Source organism: Henriciella sp. (assembly GCF_049649345.1).
Classification (GTDB): domain Bacteria; phylum Pseudomonadota; class Alphaproteobacteria; order Caulobacterales; family Hyphomonadaceae; genus Henriciella.
The window spans coordinates 1-5,292 of sequence record NZ_JBARZC010000267.1; the positions used below are offsets into that span (position 1 = coordinate 1).

Here is a 5,292-nt window from a genome sequence, read left to right on the forward strand (position 1 = left end):
AAGCCCGGCCTTGGAGGCCTGATAAGGCCCCCAGAAGGCGCGCGGGCGCGGCACGACCCCAGAGGTGATGAAGACAGCGCGCGGGCTGTCGGAGCGTTGCAGCAGCGGTGCCATGGCGCGGATCAGACGCCAGTTGGCCGTGAGGTTGACCTCGATCGTCTCTTCAAAGCTGCGTGGCCCAACCGTCTGCAACGGCCCGAGCGTGCCGAGAATGCCGGCATTGCCGAGCAGGCCGTCGAGCCGTCCGAACCGCGAGGCCAAAGCCTGTCCGACTGTCTCGAAAGCAGTCTTGTCTTTCAGGTCCATCGGGATCAGCGTCGCAGACCCGCCGGCTGCCCCAATCTCATCATCGAGCTTTTCGAGTGCCAGCTTCGAGCGTGCAATGGCGACGATGTGGTGTCCGTCCTTGGCGAGCGCCAGCGAAGCGGCCTTGCCGATGCCCCGCGAGGCCCCGGTAATGAGGGTGATACGTTTATCCATGCGGGCGGGTTAGACCGGCGCGGCGCTCTAGTCCAGAAGCGAAAGCTGGCGGTCCTTGGCGCTTTCCTCGCGCATATGATCGACGAGGCGCGTGGGGTAGCAGCCGGTAAAGCAATGGTCGGCAAATTGCGGCATGTTCACATCGCGCTCGACACCAATGGACGCGTAGAGGCCGGGCACGGACAGGAAGCCCAGCGTTTCGACTTTCAGGAAGTCCCGCATCTGTTCCAGCGTGTGATTGGCCGCGATCAGTTCAGACTGGGCCGCCATGTCGATGCCATAGAAATCAGGATGCGTGATAGGCGGGCTGGCCGAGCGCATATGGACTTCGGTCGCGCCCGCATCGCGAACCATCTGGACGATTTTCTTCGAGGTATTGCCGCGCACGATGGAGTCGTCGACGAGCAGGACGCGTTTGCCTTCGAGGACGGCGCGGTTCGGCGAGTGTTTCTTTGAGATCGATTTCTGCCGCCCGGTCTGCGTTGGCTCGATAAAGGTGCGGCCGACATAGTGGCTGCGGATGATGCCGAGCTGGAAGGGAATGTTGCTTTCCTCAGAATATCCAATGGCTGCAGGAACGCCCGAATCCGGCACAGGAACGATAACATCGACATCAGCCGGGTTCTCGCGCGCGAGCTGTTTGCCCATGCGCCGGCGGACCTCATAAACGCTGCGGCCCTGAACGATACTGTCAGGGCGCGCAAAGTAGACATATTCGAAAAGGCACGGCGTTTCCGGGCGTCTGGGAAAGGGCCGATAGCTTTCGACCCCGTCATCGGTAATGATGACGACTTCGCCATTCTCGATCTCTCGCACGAATTCGGCGCCGATAATATCGAGCGCGCACGTCTCCGATGCGAGCACCCAGCCCTTGCCAACCTTGCCGAGGACAAGCGGGCGCAGGCCAATCGGGTCTCGTACACCGATCAGCTTCTTGTTGGTCAGGCCGACCAGCGCATAGCCGCCTTCGATATATTGCAGCGCGTCCTGGAAACGGTCGCGCATCAGCGGCTTGGGGCTGCGAGCGACGAGTTGCAGGATCACTTCAGTGTCCATGGTGGACTGGAAGATTGCGCCCTTCTCGATGAGGTCCCGGCGCAGTGCGCGTGCATTGGTGATGTTCCCATTATGCGCAATCGCAAAGCCGGAGGAGGCGAGGTCAGCGAAGATCGGCTGGATGTTGCGGACCGCGGGCTTGCCTTGCGTCGAATAGCGATTGTGGCCAATGGCCGAATCGCCCGGCAGGCGCTCTGTTAGATTGCCGCCAAAATTCTCGCCGACGAGGCCCATATGGCGCTCATTGTGGAAGCGCTCGCCGTCAAAGGTGGCGATGCCACAGGCTTCCTGTCCGCGGTGCTGGAGGGCGTGAAGTCCAAGAGCTGTGAGAAGAGAGGCTTCGGGGTGGCCGTAGACGCCTACGATGCCACATTCCTCGCGAGGCTTGTCGTCATCATGGTCCCAGATCATCGACACCTCGCTTGGGCTGGTTGCCTGCGAGTTATGACGGCGATGTGACTTCGTCAAGAGGGACGCGCTGCTGAACGCGCTCGCCGACCTGCGGCGCGTAGCGCTCGACATATTCAGCGCCGTTCTGCAGGAGCGGGTAGGACTGGGCGTTGCGGATCCATTCAGGTATCCGGTCCTGATCGAGCGCCATGCGCATGAGAAACACAAAGAATATCAGCACAACCGCGCCGCGGATGAAGCCGAACGCCGCCCCTGCGATCCGGTCAAACAGGCTGACCCCTTCCGCCCCCTGGATCGACTTTGAAAGGTTGGCGCCGAACCAGGCGACAATGACATAGACGAGCAGGAAAAATCCGAGAAACAGGATCAGGTCGGGCAGCCAGGCGGGCGAATCATCCGGCATCAGGCCTGACAGCGAATCGCGCAGATAGAGGCGGGCATAATAGGCTGCGGCGAGCGCGGCGATGAAGGCGCCGAGGGTTGCCAGTTCGCGCATGAAGCCGCGTGCCAGAGCCATCAGCGTCGAGATGATCAGCAGAACGATCACGATCGCGTCAAAGGCTGTCAGGGCGTCCATCATGCGTCTTGTTCCGGACCAATTAACTCTACAAGATCAGATAGCCGTGCCACGGTGGTCACGGTCAACCCTTCAATTGCCGAGAAACTGCCCTCAGGCACATATGCGCGCTCAAATCCCAGCCTTTGAGCCTCTTTCAGGCGCTGCTCCATCCGCGCGACGGGCCTGATCGCCCCTGAGAGTGCGATTTCGCCGAAGAAGACCGATTTTTCCGGAACCGGCTTGTCAGCCAGCGATGTCAGCAGAGCAGCGGCGGCGGCAAGATCGCCGGCCGGCTCTGCGATTCGGTAGCCGCCAGCGACAGAGAGATAGACGTCCCGACCGGCAAGCGAGACCCCGCAGCGTGCTTCGAGCACGGCGAGCACCATGGCGAGCCGGTTTGAGTCCCAGCCGACAATGCTGCGCCGGGGCGTGCCATAGGAAGAGGCCGCGACAAGCGCCTGGACTTCGGCCAGCACAGGACGCGAGCCTTCCATGGCCGCAAAGACGGCCGCGCCGCCTGAATTGTCATTATCGGACGAGAGGAACAGGGCAGAGGGCTCACGCGCCGGGGCGAGGCCATACTGGTGCATCTCGAAGATGCCGATCTCGTCTGTCGGTCCGAACCGGTTCTTGACCGCCCGCAGGATGCGGAACTGGTGGCCGCGCTCGCCTTCAAAATAGAAGACGGTGTCGACCATATGCTCGACGACGCGAGGTCCTGCGATCTGGCCCTCCTTGGTCACGTGGCCGACAAGGATCAGCGCAACATCGGATTTCTTGGCCCAGCGCGTGAGCTCCTGGGCGCAGGCGCGGACCTGTGCGACTGAGCCGGGGGCGGCCTCCAGACCGTCGGACCACATGGTCTGGATCGAATCGATGACGACGAAATCGGGTTTGGCGGCCTTCAGCGACGAGAGCACTTTTCTGAGATCGGTTTCCGTGGCGAGCTCGACCGGGCTTTCATTCACCTTGAGGCGGCGGGCGCGGTCCTGGATCTGTGCGGCGGCCTCCTCGCCAGACACATAGACTGTCTTCAGGCCATTGCGCGCAAGACGGGCGGCAACCTGCAGGAGCAGCGTAGACTTGCCGATGCCGGGATCGCCGCCAATCAGCGTGGCCGAAGAGGGCACCAGCCCGCCGCCAAACACACGGTCGAGCTCCTCGACACCGATGGCATGGCGCTGCTGGGGTTCGCTCTCGGCATTGAGGGCCGTGAACTCGGCTTTGCCGGCTTTCTTTGACAGAGACTTCGGCGCTGCAAGCCCGCCGGGCGCGGCAGAGACCGCTTCCTCGACCAGCGTATTCCATTCCCCGCACGCCTCGCACCGCCCGGCCCATTTGGCATGGGCCGACCCGCAGGATTGGCAGATAAAGGTGGAGGTTGCGCGCGCCATGATCTCATGGCCCTAAAGTGATGCGGTACGAAGGTGAAGCTGTAATACATGCGTTACATCCGTAACATTACGTGTAATTAATTATCGAAAAACAATAATTATGCTATGTTGATCGGGCTCAAGGGAACGGGCCAACAATAACGATATAGAGGAACTCCCATGTTCTCGAAGAAACTTGCAATTCTTGGTACCGCCACTGCGTCTGCTGTGCTTCTCGCCGCACCTTCCAGCCTGGCCGGAACGATCCAGACCGAATCGATCAGCATCGATGTGTCCGGCTATGATCTGACAACCGATGCGGGCTCGGCAGCCATCGTGAAGAAGATTGAAAATGCTGCAAAAAAAGTGTGTCATGAGCGCTCAGGGCCACAGTCGCTCGCCGAGCGCCGCAGCATCGACAAGTGTATCGATACCGCCGTTTCGGGGGCGCTCGATAGTCTTTCAGCCGAGCGCCAACGTCAGGCTGCAGCAAAGGCTGCGGCGACGGGCTAAACACCTCACGCTCTATCGGGACCGCCGGCAAACCAGTTGGCCGGCGGGTCTGTTCTGGCGACGTAACCTGTCTGTGGCGCCGTCATTTGGATCCGTGACATGTGTAATGTACGGTGTTTGCCGTTATGATGTAGAACTGCGATCCGTTCACCAGCCACGCCGGGTTATGGAACCGTCATACGCTTCGCCGGCCCTGTCATGCGCAAGCGCCCCTCTGGTGAAGCCGCTAGCCTAAGTCTGCGCTCGCCGATACAGGAGGGCCGTGAAGCAGATCGCGATCATCGGAGGCGGGCCGGCCGGCCTGATGGCGGCGCAGGCCGCGCTCGAACACGGCGCAGCTGTCACTCTGTATGACGCCATGCCGAGCGTGGCCCGCAAATTCCTGATGGCGGGCAAGAGCGGGCTCAACATCACCCATAGCGAAGACCCGGCCGCGTTCCGGTCGCGATACGATGCGCCGGATGAACGGCTCGCTGCGATCGTCGATGCTTATGGTCCCAGAGACGTGACGCGCTGGATGGCGGAGCGCGGCATTGCGTATTTTACCGGCAGTTCAGGCCGCGTCTTCCCGGACGTCATGAAAGCCTCGCCGCTCTTGCGAAGCTGGCTTGCGCATTTGCGCGAGGCGGGCGCTGTCATCAAGACGCGGCATCGCTGGACCGGCTGGGACGAGGATGGCGCGCTGACATTCGGCACCGCAGAAGGAGAGGCGCGCGTTGACGCGGACGCGGCAGTGCTGGCGCTCGGCGGTGCAAGCTGGTCGCGGCTCGGTTCAGACGGGGCATGGGCTGGCCTGCTGGCCGCACGCGGCGTGGCGATCGAGCCTTTTGCGCCGTCCAGTTGCGGCTTTTGTGCAGAATGGTCAGCCCGGCTCCTCGCGACGCAGGAGGGTGCGCCGCT

Annotated in this window: 6 protein-coding genes; 2 read left to right on the forward strand and 4 right to left on the reverse strand. The window is 61.9% G+C overall.

Annotation, left to right across the window (positions count from 1 at the left end):
* The 4 genes from WA989_RS07045 to radA form a co-directional block, all read right to left on the reverse strand.
* The coding region (locus tag WA989_RS07045; protein WP_424339796.1) for an SDR family NAD(P)-dependent oxidoreductase at positions 1-480 on the reverse strand (480 nt) is incomplete at its 3' end.
* A 27-nt stretch (positions 481-507) separates the two neighbouring features.
* The gene (gene purF / locus WA989_RS07050; protein WP_424339797.1) at positions 508-1,947 is read right to left on the reverse strand and encodes an amidophosphoribosyltransferase; all 1,440 of its coding nucleotides are present in this window, start codon (positions 1,945-1,947) and stop codon (positions 508-510) included.
* A gap of 31 nt (positions 1,948-1,978) precedes the next feature.
* Positions 1,979-2,527, reverse strand: a complete 549-nt coding sequence (locus tag WA989_RS07055; protein ID WP_424339798.1) for a CvpA family protein — start codon at positions 2,525-2,527, stop codon at positions 1,979-1,981.
* Positions 2,524-3,900 carry a DNA repair protein RadA gene (gene radA, locus WA989_RS07060; protein ID WP_424339799.1) on the reverse strand — a complete coding sequence of 459 codons (1,377 nt, stop codon included), beginning with the start codon at positions 3,898-3,900 and terminating at the stop codon, positions 2,524-2,526. The genes WA989_RS07055 and radA overlap by 4 nt, the downstream gene beginning before the upstream one ends.
* Positions 3,901-4,059: 159 nt before the next feature.
* On the opposite strand from radA, the gene WA989_RS07065 reads away from it, so the two are divergent.
* Positions 4,060-4,392 carry a UrcA family protein gene (locus WA989_RS07065; RefSeq protein ID WP_424339800.1) on the forward strand — a complete coding sequence of 111 codons (333 nt, stop codon included), beginning with the start codon at positions 4,060-4,062 and terminating at the stop codon, positions 4,390-4,392.
* Positions 4,393-4,654: 262 nt separating this feature from the next.
* Positions 4,655-5,292 (forward strand): TIGR03862 family flavoprotein (locus WA989_RS07070; RefSeq protein WP_424339801.1); only part of this gene is annotated, 638 nt, incomplete at its 3' end.

Bases quoted from the DNA above. Each gene is read 5' to 3' on its own strand.
- purF (WP_424339797.1), bottom strand. From the start codon at position 1,947: ATGATCTGGGACCATGATGACGACAAGCCTCGCGAGGAATGTGGCATC.
- WA989_RS07055 (WP_424339798.1), bottom strand. From the start codon at position 2,527: ATGATGGACGCCCTGACAGCCTTTGACGCGATCGTGATCGTTCTGCTG.
- radA (WP_424339799.1), bottom strand. From the start codon at position 3,900: ATGGCGCGCGCAACCTCCACCTTTATCTGCCAATCCTGCGGGTCGGCC.
- WA989_RS07065 (WP_424339800.1), top strand. From the start codon at position 4,060: ATGTTCTCGAAGAAACTTGCAATTCTTGGTACCGCCACTGCGTCTGCT.